At 41.5% G+C, this 18,687-nt stretch carries 16 protein-coding genes; 1 reads left to right on the forward strand and 15 read right to left on the reverse strand.

What is annotated here, in order from left to right:
• The first annotated feature begins 42 nt into the window (after positions 1–42).
• Positions 43–1,917, forward strand: a complete 1,875-nt coding sequence (locus AC1D7X_RS09765) for an ATP-binding protein (protein ID WP_495475111.1) — start codon at positions 43–45, stop codon at positions 1,915–1,917.
• A gap of 42 nt (positions 1,918–1,959) precedes the next feature.
• Here AC1D7X_RS09765 and AC1D7X_RS09770 read toward each other — a convergent pair whose 3' ends face one another.
• The 15 genes from AC1D7X_RS09770 to AC1D7X_RS09840 all read right to left on the reverse strand — a co-directional run bounded on the left by AC1D7X_RS09770 (position 1,960) and on the right by AC1D7X_RS09840 (position 18,512).
• Positions 1,960–2,766, reverse strand: coding sequence for an MBL fold metallo-hydrolase (locus AC1D7X_RS09770; RefSeq protein WP_495456597.1), 807 nt, complete (start codon positions 2,764–2,766; stop codon positions 1,960–1,962).
• A gap of 10 nt (positions 2,767–2,776) precedes the next feature.
• Complete coding sequence (yycI, locus tag AC1D7X_RS09775; protein ID WP_495456598.1) at positions 2,777–3,526, reverse strand: two-component system regulatory protein YycI; 750 nt, start codon at positions 3,524–3,526, stop codon at positions 2,777–2,779.
• Positions 3,527–3,585: 59 nt separating this feature from the next.
• Positions 3,586–4,863, reverse strand: coding sequence for a YycH family regulatory protein (locus tag AC1D7X_RS09780; protein ID WP_495456599.1), 1,278 nt, complete (start codon positions 4,861–4,863; stop codon positions 3,586–3,588).
• The gene (gene walK / locus AC1D7X_RS09785; RefSeq protein ID WP_495475112.1) at positions 4,860–6,686 is read right to left on the reverse strand and encodes a cell wall metabolism sensor histidine kinase WalK; all 1,827 of its coding nucleotides are present in this window, start codon (positions 6,684–6,686) and stop codon (positions 4,860–4,862) included. Before walK ends, AC1D7X_RS09780 begins: the two co-directional genes overlap by 4 nt.
• The gene (yycF, locus tag AC1D7X_RS09790) at positions 6,686–7,411 is read right to left on the reverse strand and encodes a response regulator YycF (RefSeq protein WP_495456601.1); all 726 of its coding nucleotides are present in this window, start codon (positions 7,409–7,411) and stop codon (positions 6,686–6,688) included. The genes walK and yycF overlap by 1 nt, the downstream gene beginning before the upstream one ends.
• Positions 7,412–7,586: 175 nt before the next feature.
• Positions 7,587–9,131: a peptidoglycan DD-metalloendopeptidase family protein gene (locus tag AC1D7X_RS09795; protein ID WP_495456602.1), complete on the reverse strand. Its 1,545-nt coding sequence runs from the start codon at positions 9,129–9,131 to the stop codon at positions 7,587–7,589.
• Positions 9,132–9,452: 321 nt separating this feature from the next.
• Positions 9,453–10,127, reverse strand: coding sequence for a hypothetical protein (locus tag AC1D7X_RS09800; protein WP_495475113.1), 675 nt, complete (start codon positions 10,125–10,127; stop codon positions 9,453–9,455).
• Positions 10,128–10,312: 185 nt separating this feature from the next.
• Positions 10,313–11,599 (reverse strand): adenylosuccinate synthase, encoded by a 1,287-nt coding sequence (locus AC1D7X_RS09805; RefSeq protein ID WP_495456604.1) that lies wholly within the window; start codon positions 11,597–11,599, stop codon positions 10,313–10,315.
• Positions 11,600–11,819: 220 nt separating this feature from the next.
• The gene (gene dnaB / locus AC1D7X_RS09810) at positions 11,820–13,178 is read right to left on the reverse strand and encodes a replicative DNA helicase (protein WP_495456605.1); all 1,359 of its coding nucleotides are present in this window, start codon (positions 13,176–13,178) and stop codon (positions 11,820–11,822) included.
• Between the two features lies 1 nt (position 13,179).
• Complete coding sequence (gene rplI / locus AC1D7X_RS09815; RefSeq protein WP_495456606.1) at positions 13,180–13,623, reverse strand: 50S ribosomal protein L9; 444 nt, start codon at positions 13,621–13,623, stop codon at positions 13,180–13,182.
• A complete protein-coding gene (locus tag AC1D7X_RS09820; protein WP_495456607.1) occupies positions 13,620–15,617 on the reverse strand; it encodes a DHH family phosphoesterase in 1,998 nt (665 codons plus the stop codon). The genes rplI and AC1D7X_RS09820 overlap by 4 nt, the downstream gene beginning before the upstream one ends.
• A gap of 14 nt (positions 15,618–15,631) precedes the next feature.
• Positions 15,632–16,546, reverse strand: a complete 915-nt coding sequence (locus AC1D7X_RS09825; RefSeq protein ID WP_495475114.1) for a DUF2232 domain-containing protein — start codon at positions 16,544–16,546, stop codon at positions 15,632–15,634.
• A 6-nt stretch (positions 16,547–16,552) separates the two neighbouring features.
• Positions 16,553–16,855, reverse strand: a complete 303-nt coding sequence (locus AC1D7X_RS09830) for a MazG-like family protein (RefSeq protein WP_495456657.1) — start codon at positions 16,853–16,855, stop codon at positions 16,553–16,555.
• Between the two features lie 110 nt (positions 16,856–16,965).
• Positions 16,966–17,391 (reverse strand): CBS domain-containing protein, encoded by a 426-nt coding sequence (locus AC1D7X_RS09835; protein ID WP_495456609.1) that lies wholly within the window; start codon positions 17,389–17,391, stop codon positions 16,966–16,968.
• Positions 17,392–17,513: 122 nt separating this feature from the next.
• The gene (locus AC1D7X_RS09840; protein WP_495456610.1) at positions 17,514–18,512 is read right to left on the reverse strand and encodes an LCP family protein; all 999 of its coding nucleotides are present in this window, start codon (positions 18,510–18,512) and stop codon (positions 17,514–17,516) included.
• Positions 18,513–18,687 lie beyond the last annotated feature (175 nt).

The raw sequence follows: 18,687 nt of genomic DNA on the forward strand, positions 1-18,687 counted from the left end.
CCACAATGGCTGTATACAATTCGTTGGAGATTAATGTTAATCATGGTTGCAAGCCTGGCTTTAACAGGTGCAGCTATCTTTTTCGGGTATTACTTGGTGGGAGCGTTGCAAAAAATTGATTACGTAGCTCGCCCGATCAATTGGACAATTGTGCATGCTGGATCCTTTCGCGTGATGATTATAGCCTATATCCTTCTCTTTCCCATCATGTTCTTCCTTGCTAGCATCCGGTTGGTTAAAGACTTGCACGAAATCAACACAGGGCTGGAAAAAATGTCAGCAGGTCAGTTCGGGCATGTGGTAACGGTCAAGGGCAAGGATGAGTTAGGCAATATCGCAGAGAGTATGAACCAGTTGAACAGCGAATGGAATCATTACTTTTCCGAAATCACGCATGGCTTGGAGGAAATCGCCAACGGACAGTTCGACCATCAAATACCGGAACTTACCGATAACAAATTGGGTGAGATCGCGCTCAGTATCAACCAGATGCGTATGCAGTTGAAACATTCGAGAGCAGAGGAACGCAAAGCGGAAAAGACCAAAAACGATTTAATTACCGGTGTATCACATGACCTACGCACCCCCCTGACCTCGATTCTCGGCTTTCTCGAAGTGATCGAGAAGGATCGATATCAGGACGAAGTGGAATTGCGTTATTATGTCAACATCGCGTATGAGAAATCTTTGGCACTTCGGCGTTTGATCGACGAACTGTTCGAATATACGCGGATCAACAACGGCATGCCTTTGGAACGGAGTGAGCTTAATATCTCCGGGTTAATCTCTCAGCTTGCCGAGGAATTCGTGCCGGTTACGGAGAACGCAGGCATGGAAATCAGGCTTAACATGCAGGAAGGAGAATTCAAGATCCAAGCGGATGGAGGATTATTAGTGCGAGCGTACGAGAATATTATCGCCAATGCCATCCAGTACGGACAAGCGGGTAAATATATTGATATCGATATGGCACAGGATGGAGATGTGCTTGCCGTGCGAGTCCAAAATTATGGAGACCCCATACCAGAACGGGATTTACCCTTTGTGTTCGACCGCTTTTATCGATTGGAGAGCTCTAGATCGAAGCAGACCGGGGGTACAGGTCTTGGTCTGGCCATTACGAAAAGCATTATCGAGGTACACGGGGGGGACATCACTGCGCACAGCAGCAGGAAAGCAACCTCATTTGTGACACGATTCTCGATTTCTGGCCTTAATCAGGCGCATGCGGCAACTTCAGAAGAAATACAACATGATATCGAGCCGGAACCGACCGTGCCTCCCGAACAAGGCCCGGTACCGAAACAAAGAAGGTTTACTCAGCAACGAGGCTTATTTCAAACTAGGGTAGCCGCAGTGTCGATGATCGTATTGCTTGTCTGTGCAGTGGTACTATTCAGCGTTAAAAATCCATTTACCTCCGCGATCGTGCCCATTTTGACTAAATATAGCGATCCAGCGCTGATGCCAACAGGCGGATTTAATGAGATGCTTGTAATAACTGCTAAAACAGACAAAGGCTATACCCTTCTCATTCATGAATACTTTTTTAACGGCCATAGTCTTATTATTCGCTACTCAATGAAACATTCTAACGAGATAGCGGAATTGCAATGGGTGAATCAATCGCTCAAGCCTACTTTTCAACTGGACTCTTCAACAATACAGGCGGTTCCCGGCATCGCTACGGATTCAGGTGTCATGTTGGCCAAAAACGGCACCATCAATTATCATTTTACCGGAACCACACCTCCAGACAAGTTCATGTTACAAGTCAACGTAAAAAGTATAGCCCTATCCGATGACTCCAATCAGCAGCGTCTGCTCGCTGGAGACTGGAGCTTCGAAATTCCCGTGGAGAAAAATTATAAATTAAAATCCAACGGCCAAAGTGCGCCGCTGGCAGATTTCGAATAAAATTTATAGTGGAATAAAGCAATCAAATCAAACTCAATTCATTTATGACTTGCTCACGCGATCCCACGGTGTAGGTCGATCATAGTAGGTGTCACACAATTTGAAATCCGTCTCTTTGAAGAAACACCCGCGTTCTTCCATTGCATCACGTACGGACATTTTAGCTAAGTCCATCATGTTGTGATCTCGACTTAAGTGTGCCAAATACGTACGTTTCGTATCACCTGTAAGGAGTTCGCTCATCGCTTCCCCAGAGGCTTCGTTTGAGAGATGCCCTAGGTCTCCTAGGATACGCCGTTTGGTATTCCAAGGATACCGTCCCATACGTAGCAATTCGACATCATGATTAGCCTCAAGCACTAATACATCTGAATTCTCGATAGCCCGCTTCACTTTTTCACTAACATAACCCAGATCCGTAGCTACACTAAGCTTCTCATCTCCATCATAGAAGCTGTAACCTACGGGTTCTGCTGCATCATGAGAAATACCGAATGATTCGACACGAAGTGTTCCGAAGTCTTTCACTTCACCACTATCTAACACAATACGATTCTCTTCTGAGATTGCACCAATCGATTTATTCATAGCATCCCAAGTCTTCTCATTAGCATAGATAGGTAGATTATATTTACGAGCTACTGGCCCTAGACCCTTGATATGGTCAGAATGCTCGTGTGTTATTAATATCCCATCAATTTCACCGCCTGTCATATCACGTTCCTTCAACAATTCATCAATCCGACGTGCACTGAATCCTGCGTCGATTAATAGGGTTGTCTCCCCATTCGTAACTACGGTCGCATTTCCTGTCGACCCACTAGATAGTACTGTAAATGATATCCCCATAACAATTGTCCTACTCCTTTGTTTTATCTGTTTTGGAACTAATAACGTCCCCACTGATGCCCTGCACATAGTAGACTTCATTCTCTAATGTGAACCGCCATGCAGGTGCTGCTACTTGATTCTCGGAGTTAAACATCTCTCCATAATACCCGAGTTGAATATCTTTCACCGTTGAATTCGGCGGAATATAGTTATTATTAATTAGCTTTGCTAATGCATCTGACGCATGCAACACTTTCTGCTGCTCTTCTTCGTTGGAGGGTATAATCTCCGTATCCGACAGTTGATAGGAAGTGATTTTTTGCTCGTGGTACAACAGCTTGAGCTTCACTTGATCATTGAAAAGTGGCCATTCCCCATCGACTACAGGGTGAAACACAAATGTCCCATCTTCACTTTCCATAGGGTCATAGCGATAGTTTCTGAATTGAGGAATCTGACCTTCAATTGCTGTCGCCAGCTCGTTACCCATAAAGACAAGCTTACTATCTAGAGGTTCCTTAAGCTCGACTGGGTTTGTATTTAGCCTACTTATGAAATGATAGGTGATCTTAGGGAGAACCGGATTTCCAGCAGGTATAAGGCATAACAACTGAATATTCTTCTCCTGCATGATTTTTTGTGTATTCTCATCTAGTGAAGTATAATCCAGATTCGTAATGGTTTGTTCTCTCACATCGTTCCATAACTGATAGCCTAACAAGAAATTCAGCAACAAGAATGCGTAGATCAATACATTTTTGGCTCGTCCCCAATCCATCCATGTCCCCCCCTTAGCGCCAACAATTATTTTTCTAAATAGGTTCCAAATTCATATCTTTATTCAATGGTAATCACAACACCGCTACGAAGCTTAACTGCCCATACAGCGGTTAAATGTAACCCTTCCTTCGTGAGCGTTGGCTTGTAAGCAGGATAAAGGTCCGCTATAGCTGATTGTTCACTTACGTTTTTCAACTTCGCTATTAACTCATCTCCACCCGGTAACAACTTCATTTGCTTGTTTTGTTCTTCAGGTTTCATATAGATAAGAGATCGTTCATAAGCAGATACCGTCCCTTGGTGCAAATCAAGGTTAATCGTACCATAGTGGAATTGAGAAGTATCTAGAATAGGATAGGTGCCGAAGTACTGTTGAAAAATCACCTTATTCTTATCTATCCCACCTCCAGCTAGACTTAAGCGATAGTCACCATTCCAACCACCATGTTTATTCACGAAATCAACCGCTGCTAGAACTTCTTTATCGATATTACTCTCTCCCTCAGGCATAGCTGCTGGGTCGGTGTAACTGATCCATTTCTGTTCTTGTCTTACTTGCAAGCTACGCTTACTATCTGTATAGATTTCAGAGCCATCCTTTTCCCTAATGTTACGGGTAATACTTGAATCAAAAAATAAACTTCGTTGCATTTGTTCTGCTGTATACACATCCATGCCTAATGTGGATTCAACCATCTCTATCGATGTATCCGGAATATAATAGGAACCCTCCCTCGCTGTATAAGGGGTCCACGTTAGACCGAAATCAACATGTTGCTGTACATCCTGCACGGTAAGGTCAGCTTTACCTGCCTCATATACCACTCCACCCTCTGTACTAAAGAACAAAGCATGTGCTTTCGATTCATTATTGACGTTATATATCCAGATCCGATCAATCTGCTCTGCTTGAAATAACGAATCCGGCTGAATCTGCATCACACGCTGCAATAGTGTCACAGGTACACCTGATCCAAAGGTCAGCTCAATACCCGAGTTCTTAGAACGTATTTCATCCACGTCTACATCCTGTAAAGAAAGCCGTTGGAAACTATCGAAACTTCGCCCTTCAAGCAAGGAGAAGATCAAGTTGTAGAACGTTGAATTAGGATAGAAAACAGTATGATTATCGTCACCCATATGAATAACCATTTTGTCCGGATAAATAAGGTTCTCAACATTCGTCTCAGGCCCCATATTATCCGTCTTAATATACTTCGTGGCCGACTTAATGACAGAGTCACTACCTGGAAGGCGATACATGAGATAATAACTCTCCACGAGGCTACTCACAACTAATAAGACAAGTAGGATTGACTTCAACTTCTCCTTCATGTCGTCACACCTCCATCATCAACCAAAGGAAGCGTGAAGCTGACCTTCGTTCCTTGACCTAATTCAGATTGGAGTATCATGACTCCCCCATGAGCGCTAACAATTTCCCGGGCAATGGAAAGACCTAGACCCGTTCCTCCCATATTACGTGAGCGAGCCTTGTCCACTCGATAGAAGCGGTCAAATATATGCTCCAGATCCTTCTTAGGAATACCAATTCCCGTATCTTGTACAGAGATTGAAAGCCTTGAATCTTCTGTAAGCTTAGCTTCGAGCGTGACCACGCCACCCTCAGGAGTATATTTGAGCGAATTAGATACAAGATTATCTAACACTTGGTCAATCTGATCACGATCAAACCATACGCTGCCTATGCCTTCTTCCACCTTCACCTCGGATTCAATACTCTTTTGCTGCATTTGAAAAGAAAACCGATCTTTTACATCCTCCAACATTTCCAATACTTCCGTTGGTTCTTTTCGAAGGGAGGCTTCTTTATTATCCAGCCTTGATAAGTGCAGAAGATCTGTTACTAGGCGAATCATACGTTCCGTCTCATTCTGAATGACCCCAATAAAACGAGGTGCTAATTGCGTATCTTCAAGTGCCCCATCATCTAGCGCTTCTGTATAGCTCTTAATTGTCGTTAACGGGGTACGTAACTCATGAGATACGTTAGCTACAAATTCACGGCGTGAAGCTTCCAACTTCTCCTGTTCCGTTACATCCTGTAGTACGGCTATCGTACCAGTAATACCGAATTCCCGACGGTGAATAGGTGTGAAAGTTACCTTTACTTTAAAGGACATTGCCATATCCTCTGGGCTGATCTCCATAAGAGCTGTATTAATAGCCCCCTCTGTAAAAAAACGCGTCTGCTCAGCATTAAAGCCAAGTAGTTCAGTAATGTCGCGCTGATCTAAGTCTTCTTCATCCAAGCCCAACATCGCAGCAGCTCGTCTATTCATGAGAATGACATGTCCCGCTTCATCCGTCGCAATCACACCATCACTCATATTCGTAAGGATTGAGGCTAATTTCTCCTTCTCCTCTTCATTCTGTAAGAGAGCATTTCGGAGACGACTCGTCATATAGTTAAAAGCTTCACTCAATTTCCCGATTTCATCATCGCCAAACACTGGCATCTTCTGATCGAAGTTCCCCTCTGCTACTGCTGTAGCATGGCGTGTCATTTCTTTAATTGGCTGAGTAATAGTATGTGCTAGAATAACACCCACGATCGCTGTCAAACCTAGTGCAATCAACATGCCGGATATAAAAATATTGTTCACACGGCCCATTGTATCGTGCAGTTCATTCATAGAGGCTACAATATAGATCGCACCGACAATTTTACTGTTATAAATAACAGGCTTGGCAACCACCCGCTTGCGCTCATTGTCTTCATCAATCATATATTCTTCATTATCGCTAATGCCCTGAAGAGCACGGCTAACAACGGTCTGCGTATTCTTACGTCCTACGTAGTCTTCATGGGTTGATAAGGAAGTAATCAATACCTTACCACTGACATCAAGGACTTGAATCTCTACACCGCTGAGATTGAATAGGTTATTGACGATAATGCCCAAGCTCTCAACAGAGTTCTTCCCCGCTTCACCGTCACTGCCCAATTTCTCAGCTGCCATCACAGAGAGTAACTCCGCTTGTTCTTTCAGATCATTAGTGAAATTGCTCGTTAGTGAATTTTTCATTGCGCTCACGAAATAGACACCTATTAATTGCATCGCAATGAGAATCAGCAGCATATATACAATAATAAGTTTTGCTTGAATAGTACGAAAAAAAGAAGCTAACTTCATCAGAGCCCCCCGTTTTTAAGGCTTCGCATAACATACCCAAGCCCCCTGCGGGTAAGAATATATTCTGGCTTGCTAGGGTTCTCCTCAATTTTCTCACGTAATCGGCGGATCGTAACATCCACAGTACGTACATCGCCGAAATATTCAAATCCCCATACCGCTTGTAGCAAATGTTCGCGTGTCATCACTTTACCCGCATGTTTCACAAGGTAGACTAACAACTCATACTCTCGATGGGTCAGATCAAGCGGTTCTCCACTCTTAAATACCAGATACATATCTGTATCAATAAACAATTCAAAGAGTTGTATCCCTTGTTTCTCTTCACCCACGGTTTCTTCTGAGGGCGCGACTGTTTTGGTGAGTCTCCGCATATGTGCCTTGACGCGGGCTAGCAGTTCACGTGTACTAAATGGCTTAGTTACATAATCATCTGCACCCAACTCTAATCCGAGTACCTTATCGATTTCTCCATCCTTTGCTGTAAGCATAATAATAGGGAAGAACAATTGTGCTGCACGAATATCTCGGCATACATCCATCCCGTCCTTACCAGGCAACATCAGGTCAAGTAACATGAGATCTGGCTTTTCTGAAATGGCTAACTCAACAGCTGTAATCCCATCCGGCGCACAGATCACATCGTATCCTTCTTTTTCTAAGTTAAATTTCAATATATCAGCAATGGGTTGTTCATCATCTACTACTAGAATCGTTCCTTGCATGAATGTATCCCACCTTATATTTCAAGACATTAGTTGTTATTCCTGCTCCTATTTTACCACACCTGATAGCCTGTAACATCCTCATAAGTATCTAATAAACGGCAAAAAGAGCACCCCCGTAGTACTAATCATAGGGTCATGCTCTTCTTTCATCATGCTTTAATCATATCTTGTGTTAATTTAAGTATTTCATAGGGTTCTGGGCCACATTATTCTTCTTAATCTCAAAATGTAAATGCGTACCTGTAGAACGTCCCGTATTACCCATCACGCCAAGACTACTACCTTTTGATACGGTCTGGCCCTGAGTAACAGAAATACTACTCATGTGACCATATAACGTAGTATAGCCATTACTATGATTCACAATGACAGCATTACCATAACCACTTATCGTTCCAGTAAAAGTAACTGTCCCTTCATCCGCCGCCATAATGGTACGGTTACTAGACACCATATCAAGTCCTTGATGTTGTTTGCCCCAACGTGAACCATACGTGCTAGATATCCGTGCGCCTTTCACAGGCCAAGCGAATTGTCCTGATCCTTGCCCTGCAATCTTCGTTCCTTGGAGTACAACTTCTGTTACAGAAGATTTCACCACTTTTTGACCAATCCATTGTTCATCAATCGCTTGGCCATTTTCCTTGGTTACTAAGTACTGCATGACTTTAAGTCCTTCTTGTCCAGGACGAACCACTTTTGATTTACCTGCAGCAAGTTCTGTCGTTTTTCTAATTTCTATAGCTGGAGCCGTTACAATCTCTTCAGAAATTTGTTCTACCGTTGTAACTGTAACTGGAAGTTTAGGCACCGTTAACTTTAACTTATCTCCGATTTTAAGATATTTCTCTTCAATACCAGGGTTGTTTAGATAGATCTGCTTTTCCGTAATCCCATATCTCTTAACAATAGAACTAAGCGTATCACCTTCCGCTATTGTGTAAACGATAGGAGCATCTTCACTATTCGTGAGAAGTACCGTTACTTCCTCAGCGCTAAGCACCTTATTAGGGTCGGTGTTAACTGACGCAACATCTACTTTTTCGGCTATTTTTATAGATTTCACAGTTGAGTCTGGCGCAGACCCCGTACTAATTGTAGATGCAGTCACAGAAGCACTCATGTTTTTTATTTTTAGTTGCTTCACTTCTTCAGCTGGTAAATACCTTGATTTCACTTTCTCTAATATACTATCAACTGTTTCTTGATCCTTTACAATCGCTATAACCTTACCGCCAATTTTGAGCTCTACACCTTTGGCATAGGCAGTCAACATACCATCTAGCTTCCCGAGCGTGGCTTCACTATCGACTTCTGCTTTATAGGATTTATCAACTTCGGTTGTGATGCCTTTGGTCTGTAGGATCATTTCTATACCTGGATATTTATCCTTATACTCCTGCCGCTTTTGGCTAAATAATTGCTCAATCTGAGTTGGTTCCTGTACATTACCAATCATCTGACCCTGAACAAACACATTATAATACGAAACCTGGTTAGCATTGACATACTGCTTACCTGCAAATACAAGTCCTACTATAATGACAACACTCGATGCCGTTATTACCATCCATTTATTTTTAATTAATTTTGGTTTTTGCCCAATCATGTCCGGTGATTTCATGCTGTTTTCATTTTGTTTATGGATCGGTTGGATGCCGGTATAGATCTTGTCCCACATCTTTCCTACCCAACGTATGTTATTGAAACCCTTCATGCTTTTTCTCCTTTATAACCAGGTCTATATATTTGACAGATTTAGATTCGTAAGTACTGTCTAACTTATTAAGCCAATATTATGTCCAAACGTTATAGTACCCCATTCATGCAATTATAAGTACGGGTATGTAAATAAATCACTCTAAAAGGTTTCAAAATTTTAACTTTTTGAGTTCTTTGTATACTTTAACATAAGGTTTATAAATAATTCAACTTTCGCCAAACACGAAAAAACCCGCTAATTTAGCGAGTTTCCTATCCTTTTCCTATATTTACATGAAACATTAACTTATGACAATTCAGTGATTTTTAAATGATTTTAGGATTTAAGTAACGTCATTAACTTACTATATTCGTCTTTACTCAGATACTTTGAAATAATATCTTCCACTTGTTTAAGTTCCTGTTCTGTTAGGCCATTCTCCATAGCTACCGTTATTTCTTGTATTTTATCTTGAGGTAGCTTAGTCATTAGTATGTTAAATATCTCTTCCTTTTCACTAGCAGGTAAGTCATCCTTTTTACGTGCAACATCATCAGGTGTAACAACAACCTGTTGATCTTGTTGTCCCATCCCAGAAGCCTCTGAATCAATCCCACCCATCACGGATAATGCATCCTCAGGAACTTCTTCATCCACAACTGGTGAATCCTCTTTGACCGATCCTGGGGAGCTCTCACCATTCCCTTTAACCTCATCCCGTTTAGATGAATCTAAGTCTTTCGTTATGCTTGAAGATCCCACTACAGGTTCCTTATCTTCTATTACTGGTTTTTTACTATCTCTTTCCTCGGTAGATGAAGAGTTGTTGCCCCCCATCATTCCTTGAAGCATACTTCCCCAAGCAAAGGGTTGTCCCTCAAGCTGTATATTAAAACTATTTAATATAGACTTAATATAGGCATTTACAACCATTCCTGTCGTGAACACCGTCAATGAACTGACCATTAGAACAACTAGCACCATCTTACACAACCAACCCATAAATTTCATAATAAAGTCCTCCTATACATCCCCTGATCCGATATCTTCAACGTTACTCTCTTTGGCAGTATTGACCAGAAGGAGGAGGTTTAACCTACGTAATTCGTAATAATCATATAAAAAAAGCCTGTCTAGCCACAGTTGTGACAGACAGGCTCATATATTCTTATCTTCCTAATCTCATAACAGATATCCTATTCGTAAATCTTAATAACTTGGTTCGTCTGATCACGATTACGTCCTACGGAGAAGATCGCAATTGGAATTCCAGTAAGTTCAGAGACACGAGTTACATAATTACGTGTGTTCTCTGGAAGATCTTCGAGTGTCTTAGCACCTGTAATATCTTCGCTCCAACCCGGCAATTCTTCATATACTGCTTCACATTCTGCAAGCATCTTCAAGCTTGCAGGATAAGTAGTAATCACTTCTCCACGATATTTATATCCTGTACAGATCTTAACAGTCTCAAGTCCAGACAGTACATCAAGTGAATTCAAAGATAATCCCGTTAATCCACTTACGCGACGTGCGTGACGTACAACCACACTATCGAACCAACCTACACGACGTGCACGGCCCGTAACTGTTCCATACTCATGGCCTGTTTCACGAATAATATCTCCGATTTCATTGTTTAATTCCGTAGGGAAAGGACCGTCTCCTACACGAGTTGTATAGGATTTAGCTACCCCAATAACTTGTTTAATCTTAGAAGGACCCACACCAGATCCAATACACACCCCACCTGCGGAGGGATTAGAAGAAGTTACGTAAGGATAAGTTCCTTGATCAATATCTAGCATGACGCCTTGAGCACCTTCAAATAATACTTTGCGGTTCTCATCAATCGCATCATTTAGGATAACGGAAGTATCCGTTACATAAGGTCGAATAAATTCTGCATATTCTAGATACTGTTTCAAGACTTCCTCCACATCAAGTGGTTCTGCACCATACACCTGTTCAAGAACATGGTTCTTCTCGATCATCATATGACGAAGTCTTAATTCAAATTCTTCTGGATCAAGCAAATCCGAGATACGAATACCATTACGTGCAGCTTTATCCATATAACAAGGGCCGATCCCTTTACGTGTTGTACCGATCTTATTAGCACCTTTACGATCTTCTTCTAATGCATCTAGAACCATATGATAAGGCATAATGACATGTGCACGGTCACTAATTACCAAGTTGTTTGTAGTAAATCCATTATCGTGAATGTATGTGATCTCTTGAATAAGAGCCGCTGGATTAATAACCATTCCGTTACCAATAACGCAAATTTTATCTTCATAAAATACGCCTGATGGAATTAGACTCAACTTATATTTTTTATCGTCAATCAGAATGGTATGGCCGGCATTGTTCCCGCCCTGATATCGAGCTACTACATCTGCGCTCTCTGCCAGAAAATCCGTGATTTTGCCTTTGCCTTCGTCTCCCCATTGTGTTCCCACAACGACTACTGTTGACATATTCATTCCCCTTTTGGTGCTGTCACACCTCGTATTATTTCTTATTACTTTGAGCTTAGCATATGAACTTTACATGCAAACCATTCACTGCATAAGCAGCAATAATAGTGTAACAGCCCCCATTTTTAAAGTCAAATAAAAAACGAACAATCCGACTTGTCTAAGTTGGATCGTTCGGAAATAGATGCCTTATGGATAAGCTAATGTCTTCATATCGACATTATCCTGCAAATGAGTCTGAATGTGCTCGCTCATAATTGACAAACTTATTGAAGTTTTTAAGAAATACGAGTTCTACTGTACCCACTGGACCGTTACGTTGCTTAGCGATAATAATTTCGATAATGTTCTTTTTTTCCGTATCCGCATTATAGTAATCATCACGATACAAGAAAGAAACAATATCCGCATCTTGCTCAATCGATCCCGATTCACGCAAGTCACTCATCATGGGGCGTTTATCTTGTCTTTGCTCGACACCACGGCTTAACTGTGACAGGGCTACTACAGGTACTTCAAGCTCACGAGCAATCTGCTTCAATGTACGAGAAATTTCGGATACTTCCTGCTGACGGTTCTCGCCAGCTTTTCCTCGTCCATGAATGAGTTGAAGGTAATCAATAACGATCATTCCAAGACCCTTCTCTTTCTTCAATCGTCGACACTTAGCTCGAATGTCTGCTACGGTGACGCCGGGTGTATCATCAATATAGATTTCAGCTTCAGATAGGGACGATATCCCCATCGTTAACTTCGCCCAATCATCATCTTTGAAGTCGCCTGTACGCATCACATTCGCATCCAGATTAGCCTCAGCACAGATCATACGTTGCACAAGCTGTGGTGCTGACATTTCCAGGCTAAATATAGCTACGGTCTCTTTAGCGCGAACCGCAACATTCTGAGCAATATTCAGAGCAAATGCCGTTTTACCTACAGATGGTCTGGCTGCAACGATAATGAGGTCATTACGCTGAAATCCGTTCGTCATCTTATCTAGATCAACGAATCCCGTTGGAATTCCTGATGTTCCACCTTTGTTCTCATGCAACATTTCTACTCGATCGAATACTTCCATCAATACATCACGAATTAAGACAAACCCGCTTCCGCTACGCCGATTAGAAATCTCCAAGATTTTACGCTCTGCATCGCCGAGCATGCCAGAGACATCTTCGCCACCCGTGTAGCCTTCACTGACAATTTGCGTAGCTGTTCGGATTAGTCGGCGTAACATGGATTTCTCTTCAATGATCTGCGCGTAATAATCTACGTTCGCCGCGGTAGGAACAGCATGAGCCAACTTCGCCAGATAGCTCACACCGCCGATTTCCTCTAACTGTCCACGATCTTGCAACAAAGAAGTCAATGTAATCAGATCAATCGGTTGATTACTTTCACCTAGCTGTAACATGGCTTCAAAAATTAATTGATGAGGTTTATCATAGAAATCTTCCGTGTGGACACGTTCCATCACGGTAATGATAGCTTCATCCTGTAATAATATGGCACCTATAACAGCTTGCTCTGCTTCTAGATTCTGAGGAGGAATTCGATCGAAAAAGAGCTCTCCGCCCATCTTAACCCTCCGCTACTTGAACCTTGAGTGTTGCTTTCACTTCAGGGTGTAGCTTCACTGGAACTTGGGTAACACCCAAGTGGCGAATGGGTTCATTTAACTCTATCTTACGTTTGTCTATTTTTACGCCTTTAGCCGCAAGTGCCTCTGCGATTTGTTTACTAGTAATGGCTCCAAACAGACGTCCGCCTTCCCCTGCTTTGGCTGCAAGTTCAACGATCATCTCTTCAAGTTTCTTACCAAGAGCTGCTGCTTCATCTTTCTCTTGTTGTTTACGTTTTTGTTCTGCTGACGTTTGATTCTCAAGCGTCTTCATGTTGCCATCTGTTGCTGCACGTGCCAATCCACGAGGAAATAGGAAATTCGCTGCATACCCTTCTGAAACTTCCTTAACGTCTCCCTTTTTCGCCTGACCCTTAATATCTTTTACAAATATAACTTTCATTCAAATAGACCCTCTTTCTCCTCAATTTGCGTTAACACTTCTAGTAATTGTGCTTCAGCTTCACCGACTGTGCCTTTGAGTTGTACAGCAGCGTTGGTCAAATGGCCTCCTCCGCCTAACATCTCCATAACGACTTGCACATTCATTCTACCTAGTGAACGAGCACTTATGCCAATCATACCATCCGGTCGTTCACTAATGACGAAGGAAGCTACTACATCTGTCATTGTCAAAAGCGTATCCGCCACCTGTGCTATCAGCAATTGTGGAATGACCACACCTGATTCGGTCGCCGCTAGTGCGATATGATTATGAATCATTTTTACCTTTTTAATAATCTCAGCCTTAGCCAAATACTCTTGAAGATCCTCTTTCAACATTCGTTGGATCATCACGGTATCTGCCCCACTTCGGCGTAGGAATCCAGCAGCTTCAAAGGTCCGTGAACCTGTATGAAGTGCAAAATGCTTGGTGTCTACGATAATTCCAGCTAGTAGCATGGTGGCTTCTAATGGATTAAGTTGTGTTTTTTCATGGATATATTGAAGCAACTCCGTCACTAACTCACAAGCGGATGAGGCATACGGTTCCATATATACAAGCACAGCGTCATTTATGAACTCTTCACTCCGACGGTGATGATCTACCACCACAATTCGTGATGCATTATGCACTAATCGTGGCTCCATCGTCATGGATGCCTTGTGTGTGTCTACCACAACCAATAGGCTGTGTTCCGTGAGCATCTGCAAAGCCTGTTCTGGAGTTACAAAACGTTCTGATAATTTCTCATCTTTCTCCACCTGTACAAGCATACGCTCAATCGATGGATTACTTCCCGATAACACGATATACGCATCAACATTATACATTTGTGCTGCTTTTAGTACGCCAATAGAAGCACCTATAACATCCATATCGGGCATTTTGTGTCCCATGATTAGTACTTTATCGCTTTCTTGCATGAGGTCACGAAGAGCATGAGCAATAACTCTAGCTCGAACACGTGTCCTTTTCTCTACAGCATTTGATTTGCCACCATAAAAGGACAGTCGTTGTCCCGCCTTCACAGCCGCCTGATCGCCTCCACGTCCTAGAGCCATATCAAGACTTGATTGAGCAAGTTCACCCAATTCAGAGATATCCTCAGGTCCAAAGGCAAGACCTATACTAAGTGTCATAGGCACTTTCAAATCGGCAGTCATTTCTCTCACCTCGTCCAAAATAACGAAGCGGCTTTTCTCTAATTCTTGCAGCGATTTATAACTCAGCATCATAAGATAACGATCCGAAGAAAGACGTCGCAGATAAACTCTATATGTTTTAGCCCAAGACGTTATTTCATTTGCTACCTTCGCAATAAGCGCCGTACGTTGTTGATCGTCCATTCCTTGCGATGCTTCATCAAGATTGTCCAAATTGATAATTCCTAAGGCTAACTTCTCATTCGCATATCGCGTTCTAAGTACTACCAATTCTGAAATGTCATGCATATAAATAAGTCGCTCATCTGGAATGACAACAAGTTGATAAAATCGATCTTCGTATTGTATTTCCAATTGTTGTTCTTTATGAGGATAATCCTTGTTGCCTTCTTTCTTATCGGTACCAAAAGATGAAGGTAACTGCGGAAAGACTTCTTGCAAGGAAAACCCAATCAGTGACTTACGTCTGCACAATTCGCTAACGTAATGATTATTCCACTCGACAGTACGCTCCTCGCTGTACAGTATAATACCAAAAGGAAGCATACTCATCGCTTCACCTTCCACCCGCTTAATACGGAATGAAAGCCCATTGATATATTCAAGTAAATCTTTACGAAACGTCATTTCAGTCTTTAACGTTAGGTAGCTAAGAACAGATACAATGCAAAGACAGAATATGCCGAGTGGCCAATTATACCAGGATACAAAGATGACAAGCAGAAGTAGAAGCATGAACGCCCAGACGCTATGGTAGCCGTGCCAGCGTTTCTGTAGAAATTTAGGCATGACTTCTCATCCTATCATTTTGATTTGGTCATCATCTGACGCAGTGGAAAGGCAATATCTAGAATACCGATAATAGCCATCGGGGGAAACAAAATCACAGGAATAGCTATTATACATGGGAAAACCGGGTGCCATTTACGGTGATATGCAAGAAAAAAGAAAAATCCGATGGCTTGAATACCAAACAATATATTCAGTGAAGGAACTAAATTAGCCGAGATCATTGTTAAGTAACCACTATCTGAGTTTACCGCAATAATCTGAATCAGAAAACCGAGCAAATAGTACCATACCAGCGATCGAGGAAACTTCCATTCTCTTGCAGGTTTTAATTTTATTACAGTAAAACCCATGCTGCTTAATATCGGCCGGGCGATGCTGTGTGTGATAAACGCAACTATGAAAGAACTAAGAATTAAGGCAAAAGGAATCTTCTGCACTGTCATATCCATTAGACTATCCATATATTCTTTTGTCATCACAAAATCTGTGGAAACTGAGCTATTCGATATCATATCTTGAAGTGGCTTCATCGTCACATTCACCATATCTTGAACATACACAGACAAGTCGAATTGGAACAGTAATGTACCAATAAGGAGGAGTACTAACATTTCAGTCAAAATTGTAGCGGCTCCGACTAATAAAGTACGTAAAGCGGAGGCATGTTTTTTATAACATATTCCCATTAGTATTCCTGGAATAGCGAAATATACAGCCAACATTAAATAAATGGGATGAATTAAACATGCGATCAACCACACAATGATGACATGAATAAAAAACTTTCTCGTACTTAATATGTTAAACAGTACAATCACCGGTACAATTAATAAAAATACGGTGATAATCGAGAAGCTGGTCAGCAACGATAGGATAAGGAGTAAATATATCCCCGTCCATAATATAGCCATGGAGCGCGATTTCAAGTCAGTTCACCTCTTACGCAAATGTTCTTCAAGTGTTGATATATCTTGATACCAATCTTCCAATTGATGTCCTTCTTGCTTATGCTTCTTAAGTTTGTCAATCAATAGCTCATCGATCTCCCGATAAGACACACCAAGCCTTCTACCCAGAATATACGAGCTCATAATCAAGCTAGCTATGCTGTCACTTACCCGAGCCGTACTTCCTTCCCATAGTGCCTTAAATAATCGAGATACATGGTCTACAACCTCTGTCTTTAGCCATTCAATCACTTTAGCGCGTTTGGCTACATCCAAATCCTTTGGCATGTTGGACACATTAACCTCCCTGAAAAAGCTTTATTCTCGATTATATCATAAAAAGAGATTACCTACACATTGTCTCGCTGGGAAGATTGGAGCAACTCGCGAAGTTCATTTTAGCGAGAATCCATGGATTCCCTAGATACAAATTTCTCGCAATATTCAATGATCTGACTTCTACGTACAATCCCAATGAATCGGTTCATATCGTCTACTACAGGGACAAAGTTCTGTACTTTGGCTAGGTTAATTAAATCCTCCATATCGGCCTCGATGGATACCGGCTTATTACTTGTCTTTATAGGAATATCCTTAATCAGAAACTTCGAAGCGTTCTCAAATGTAACTTTTCCTTCAGAGTTCTTCATATACCACAACAAGTCACCTTCTGTGATTGTGCCTGCATACTGTCCATTATTATCTAACAAAGGTACAGACGTATATCGATGATATTCCATTCGTTCTAAGGTCTGCCTTAGTGTCGATTCAAGGGTTAAACAAACCACTTCTTGTTTGGGAAGCAGAAAAAATGCAATATTCATATCATTCTATTCCTCCTAGATCTTAATACAAGTTCTCTTCCTTCTTACGTTTACAGCCTATAAATGTTCCATTTAAAAGTTAAACCAGCAGCCCTACTCGGCTGGGCTGCTGGTTTAGCTAACTACTCTGCTTCTTTCTGATCCTCTGGCATCAGTAACTCATTTGCTGGTGTAGAGCTACTCATCCAATTATCAATTAAGTCTTGAGCAAATTCCAAATCTTCTTCATCTGCTAAATCATAAGAGATCCCGTGCATTCGTGTACTCTCTCCCATTACTGTATAACTTGTGATCTCAACTTCCCTTCCAGTAAGTAACTGTTTACCCAGATCAATAATGAACTTTGGTTGCATATTCGTTTGAAGATTAGTGCCCATAATATCTAGTAATTGTGGAATCTTAGTGACTTGGTTAAGATTCATCATTTTCTTAGCTACTTGATCTATAAATACTTGTTGTCTCTTAGTCCGGTTAAAATCATTGTCCTCACGATAACGTACATAGTTTAAAGCATCCGTACCCCCGTAAATAGGTTGATTGGCTTTGATCGTGAATTTCTCGTGATCCGCACCTTTATTGACGATATCCTTCTGAATCGGAAGTTCAACGCCTCCAAGCGCATCAACAGCATCTCTTAATCCCTCGAAATTAATCGTAGTATAATAATCTAACGTGTGATCAAGGAAGGCTTCCATCGTATCTTTAGCCATCTGTTGTCCACCAAAAGCAAAAGCATGGTTAATTTTATCCTTCTTATCTTTACCTATGATTTCTGTATAAGTATCTCTTGGAATGGAAACTAACAATATCTTCGACTCTTTAGGTCTGATCACCGAATAAATCATCGTATCCGAACGCGCTGGTTCAGTTCCACGCTGATCAGTTCCTAATAGTAAGACGGAAAGTGGCTTGGTTTGAACTGCAATAGGTTCAGCTTTAGGTGTCATTGTATCGCCTTCTAAGGGCTTATATGACTTTGCTTGAAGTGTATCTTCTATTTGATCTGAAAGAAATATGTCAAACGCAAGCACAGCGAGCGATTTACGAAAAGTAAAGGCTCCACCAGCAATCAACAACAGCATTACAGCTGCTATGACATACTTTTTTGTTCTCTTTTCCATGATTGGAGTTCCTCTTCTATATGTGGAATATAAATAAATAGCGTAAATGTGAAAATGGACTACGAAGACGTACCTGACCCAGCCTCCTTTCAGTATTAAACAGATAAATACGTCATTGAAGCAGATATATGACCATAGTCATACCAAACTATTGTAAACGCTAAGCGGATAAAAA

It is taken from the genome of Paenibacillus sp. Y568 (genome assembly GCF_059445545.1).